Source organism: Teichococcus aerofrigidensis (genome assembly GCF_054073225.1).
This window is the reverse complement of sequence record NZ_JBSXMU010000185.1, coordinates 1-3,991: the sequence shown is the minus strand read 5'-3', so window position 1 is coordinate 3,991 and position 3,991 is coordinate 1. Positions and strand designations below refer to the sequence as shown.

The window sequence follows — 3,991 nt, the reverse complement described above, 5'->3', positions numbered from 1 at the left end:
GCCGGCCGCTCAGCCCGCCCCAGCGGGACGGGCTGGAGGCGTTGCGGCGGGAGATCGCCGCCCTGCTGGAGGCCTAGGGCGGCCTGACAGGGTCCTGGCGCCTAGCCCTGGAGCCTATAGGCCATGGGGCCCGGCCTCGGCGCCGAGGTGCGCCGGTGCCCCTTCTGACGTCAGAACGCCGACCGAGCCGTCGCGACGGAAGAGCGCGCCCTGGCCGGCCAGCACCGCCTGCACCTTGCCCAGGGTGCGGCTGGTGACATTGCCCGCCCCCTCGATCCGGCTCAGCGTATTGACCGAGACGCCCGCCGCCGCGGCCAGCTCGCGCAGGGAGAGGCCCAGCGCGGCGCGGGCCATGCGGCATTGCGCGGCCGAGATCAGCATGTCGCGTCCTTTCAGCGGCCCGGCGTCAGGTCGATGTCGATCTCGCGCAGCTCCAGCTTCGGCGAGGTGCCGATCTTGACCCGCACCTGGCCGCCGCGCGCCAGCTTGCGGATCTCCCGCAGGCAGGCCTCCTGCAGGCGCTGGGTGATGTCCTCCCCCAGCACCGCGACGCGATCGGCGCCGACCTGCCGGCGCAGCCGCGCCGCAGCGAGATGCGCCGTGCTCCGGCGGCGCTGGATCAGGGCGATCAGGGGCATGGCTTTCCTTTCAGGAGATCAGGCGAAGCGGAACAGGCGGCGCAGGAAGCTCCGCTGCTCGGCGACGGCCAGGGTGGCGCTGATGACGGCGGCGCTCGGCACCCGCACCGGCTGGCGCACCTCGCCCAGGAAGCGGGACACCGCCTCGCGATAGGCCTGGCCGGCATCGGTCGCGGCGTCCATGCTGGCCGGCAGTCCGGAATTCGAGGCCTTCAGCACCGCCCGGCTCTCCGGGATGACACCGAGCAGATCGGCCGAGAGGATGTCCTGGATGTCGTGCAGCGGCAGCATCTCGCCCGCCCGCACACGCTCGGCGTCGAAGCGGGTGACCAGCAGATGCTCTCGCACCGGCTCCTGTCCCGTCTCGGCGCGCCGAGACTTGGCGGCGATGAAGCCGAGGATGCGGTCGGCGTCGCGGATCGAGCTGACCTCGGGATTGCAGACCACCAGCGCGTGGTCGGCGTGGTAGAGCGCCATCATGGCGCCGTGCTCGATCCCGGCCGGGCTGTCGCAGAGGATGTAGTCGAACTCGCGCTTGAGCTCCTCCATGACGCGGCTGACGCCGTCGGGGGTGAGGGCGTCCTTCTCCTGCGTCTGCGAGGTGGCGAGGACGAAGAGGTTGTCGATCCGCTTGTCCTTGATCAACGCCTGCTGCAGCTTGGCCTGGCCGCTCGCCACGTGCAGGAAGTCGTAGACCACCCGCTTCTCGATGCCGAGCACCAGGTCGAGGTTGCGCAGGCCGACGTCGAAATCGACCAGGCAGACACGCTTGCCGCGCAAGGCCAGGGCGGCGCCGAAGGCGGCGGTGGTGGTCGTCTTGCCGACGCCCCCCTTGCCGGAGGTCACGGTGATCACGGTCGCGGACATTCGGGTTCTCCCTGTTGTCGGTGCGAGGGGTCGGAGGTCAGGGCAGGGGCGAGAAACGCAGCCAGCCCTCGCTGATGCGGAGCTGGGCCGGACGCTTCAGCCATTCGGGCGGAATCTCCTCGGCGCCCAGCCAGAGGCCGGCGATGGCGAGGCGCTCGGGGTCCATGATTTTCGCAAAGATGCGGGCCTGCGTGTCATCGCCCAGGCCGGCGCTGGCCGAGCCGCGCAGCGCGCCATAGACGTGGATGCAGCCATCGGCCAGCAGCTGCGCCCCGGGCGAGACCGAGTGCAGCACGATCAGATCCGCCTCGGCGGCGTAGATCGTCTGGCCCGAGCGCACCGGTTCGCCAATGATCAGGGCCGGGCGGCGGGTGCAGGGGGCGGCGAGGTCCTGGCCGGGCTCCGCCTCGAGCATGCGGCCGAGGCCGGCGGCCAGGGCGGCGCGCTCGATCTCCGGCCAGCGGGCCTGGAAGGCGGCGGGGACCAGGCCGGTGCGGCGCACCGCCTCGATCATCCCGGGCAGGCGGGCGGCGGCGGCGGCGGGCAGGGCGGTCAGGTCGAGCAGGACCGGGGCATGGCGGAAGAAGCCCGCCGAGCGGGACAGCCGCTCCTGCAACGCCGTCTCCAGGGCCGTTTCCGGCAGATCCGCCAGCTCCAGCGTCAGCAGGGGCTGGGCGCGGCCACGCAGTGTCAGGGGGGGCTGCGTGGCCGCGGCCCGGGTGGTTTCATACCTCATCACGCCTGCCTTCTGCCGGCGCTTCACCCGGTAAGTTTCGCATTCTGCCGGGTAAGCTGAGCCCGCCTCTTGCGGGCCTGGTCTGCATAGACCGTTTTTCGCATAGAGCGCAAGAGATTTCGCGCCGTCGCCCCGCCCGTCCCCTTGCCCGCCGGCGGGATGGCAGGCTCTCCCCGTCAGGCCGTCAGGCCGTCAGGTCCGGCGTCGCCCGGCTCGGTACCGCCTGGGACGCGGCCAGCAGGCGCTCGGCCAGGACCGGCGATATGGCGGTGCAGCCTGCCGCGTCCTGCAGGGCATAGCCGCCTTCCGCGAGGATGGTGAGGCGCCGGCGCTGGTCCGGCAGGGCAATCTCCAGGTCATGCTCCAGCCAGTCGGCCGGGGCGGTCCTGTCCGCCGCCGGGCCCCACAGCCGGCGGGCGGCCTCCAGCACGGATTCGAGGCTGGCGGCCCGGGCCTGGGAAGGCGCTCCGGCCCGGGCCGCCGTGTGCAGGCTCAGGCGCCAGGACAGGTCGGGCGCCCCGCCGCGCTCCAGTTCCAGCCGCCAGCCGTCCTGGCTGGCGGCCCCGCGGGCCGGCGTGCCCCGGGCGAGGCGCAGCGTCGCGCGGCGCCGCAGGGTCAGCGCGTCGGGCGCCAGTTGCAGGCCGAGGGAGAGCAACCCCGCCCGGTGCCGGCGGCGGCGCCGGGACCGCAGCAGGGGAAGCGGCGCCAGGGCCAGGCTGGCGAGGAGCCAGTAGGCGAGGGCGGGGGGCGGGGCGAGCCAGGCTGGCGGGCCTGCCATCGGCAGGCAGGCGGCGCCGCCAAGGGCCGCGCAGGCCAGCAGCGCCGGCAGGAGCGGTCGGGGGAGGGATGGCATGGCCTTCTCCATGATCGGGGCCTCAGTGTCTTCATCGCACAGAAATTTTTCGCAAATTTCTCCGGAAATCTCCCGCGACCCTGGCGCGGCGCCGGTAGGGCTCCCGTATGGCAGCACCGCTGCGGCCGGGTTGCGACGTTATGCGAAAAATACTTGATAAACCGCGCGAAATCCTACAGATTTGTCTCACCGACCCCTCCCAGAAGGACACCGCAGCATGCCGATCCAGCTTGTCGACCCCTCGCCCGAGCAGCTCGCCGAAACCATGCTGAGCCGGGCCGCGGCGCTGGGTCGCCGGGACGGGCTGTGCGGCCCGGCGCAGGACGCGGCCGCCATGGCGTTGGGCGAGGGGATCGGGCTGGATCTGCTGGCGCGCCGCGCGCCGCAGGACTGGCTGGTCGTGCCGGGGCAGCGGGCGCTGCTGATGGCGGCGCTGCGCCAGTGCTACAGGGCCGGCCGGGCGCATGGCGCCGAGGTCCGGCGGGAGAACGATGCCCGGCGCGCCACCCGGTCCTGAGCGGCCGGGGTCGCGCGAAAAAACACAGCTCGGCCGGGGAAGGCGCCGCCGGCGCCCTCCGGAGTGGACCGGCGCCCGTCAGCCCTGGCCGTAGGCGCGCCGCGCCGCGGCGGCGTCCTCGCGCAGCGCCTGGACGATCCCGGCGGGCAGGTCCCGGGCCTCCGCGCCGCGCTGCGCGCCGGCCTTGTTCATGCGGCTGAACACCTCGACCAGCGTGGACAGCATCGCCTGCTCCTGGTCGTGCGCCACCCGGGCCGGGCGGCCGCTGCCCCACCAGAAGGGATCCGCCTCGGCCGCCGCGGCGGCGGGGGGGGGGGCGGGCCGGGGGGGGGGGGGGGGGGCCCGGCGGGGGGGGGGGGGGGGGGGGGCGGGGGGGGGGG

7 protein-coding genes are annotated in these 3,991 nt (G+C 73.8%); 1 reads left to right on the top strand and 6 read right to left on the bottom strand.

Annotated features, from left to right (window positions below; all coding sequences use genetic code 11):
- Window positions 1–114: 114 nt before the first annotated feature.
- The 5 genes from ACVMLK_RS20030 to ACVMLK_RS20010 form a co-directional block, all read right to left on the bottom strand.
- Window positions 115–381, bottom strand: a complete 267-nt coding sequence (locus ACVMLK_RS20030; RefSeq protein WP_457487416.1) for a helix-turn-helix domain-containing protein — start codon at window positions 379–381, stop codon at window positions 115–117.
- Window positions 382–392: 11 nt separating this feature from the next.
- Entirely contained in the window at window positions 393–638 is a 246-nt protein-coding gene (locus tag ACVMLK_RS20025) for a hypothetical protein (protein WP_422926055.1), read from the bottom strand.
- An 18-nt stretch (window positions 639–656) separates the two neighbouring features.
- Window positions 657–1,505, bottom strand: a complete 849-nt coding sequence (minD, locus tag ACVMLK_RS20020) for a septum site-determining protein MinD (protein WP_422926053.1) — start codon at window positions 1,503–1,505, stop codon at window positions 657–659.
- 37 nt (window positions 1,506–1,542) lie between these two features.
- On the bottom strand, window positions 1,543–2,241 hold the full coding sequence (gene minC, locus ACVMLK_RS20015; RefSeq protein ID WP_457487415.1) for a septum site-determining protein MinC: 699 nt from the start codon (window positions 2,239–2,241) through the stop codon (window positions 1,543–1,545).
- 184 nt (window positions 2,242–2,425) lie between these two features.
- Window positions 2,426–3,094, bottom strand: coding sequence for a hypothetical protein (locus tag ACVMLK_RS20010; RefSeq protein ID WP_457487414.1), 669 nt, complete (start codon window positions 3,092–3,094; stop codon window positions 2,426–2,428).
- Window positions 3,095–3,311: 217 nt separating this feature from the next.
- Between ACVMLK_RS20010 and ACVMLK_RS20005 the strand changes: the two genes are divergently transcribed.
- Complete coding sequence (locus ACVMLK_RS20005) at window positions 3,312–3,611, top strand: hypothetical protein (RefSeq protein ID WP_422926047.1); 300 nt, start codon at window positions 3,312–3,314, stop codon at window positions 3,609–3,611.
- Between the two features lie 78 nt (window positions 3,612–3,689).
- On the opposite strand, the gene ACVMLK_RS20000 is transcribed toward ACVMLK_RS20005, so the two are convergent.
- The coding region (locus ACVMLK_RS20000) for a hypothetical protein (RefSeq protein ID WP_457487413.1) at window positions 3,690–3,991 on the bottom strand (302 nt) is incomplete at its 5' end.

Bases quoted from the DNA above. Each gene is read 5' to 3' on its own strand.
- ACVMLK_RS20030 (WP_457487416.1), bottom strand. From the start codon at position 381: ATGCTGATCTCGGCCGCGCAATGCCGCATGGCCCGCGCCGCGCTGGGC.
- ACVMLK_RS20010 (WP_457487414.1), bottom strand. From the start codon at position 3,094: ATGCCATCCCTCCCCCGACCGCTCCTGCCGGCGCTGCTGGCCTGCGCG.
- minD (WP_422926053.1), bottom strand. From the start codon at position 1,505: ATGTCCGCGACCGTGATCACCGTGACCTCCGGCAAGGGGGGCGTCGGC.
- ACVMLK_RS20025 (WP_422926055.1), bottom strand. From the start codon at position 638: ATGCCCCTGATCGCCCTGATCCAGCGCCGCCGGAGCACGGCGCATCTC.
- minC (WP_457487415.1), bottom strand. From the start codon at position 2,241: ATGAGGTATGAAACCACCCGGGCCGCGGCCACGCAGCCCCCCCTGACA.
- ACVMLK_RS20005 (WP_422926047.1), top strand. From the start codon at position 3,312: ATGCCGATCCAGCTTGTCGACCCCTCGCCCGAGCAGCTCGCCGAAACC.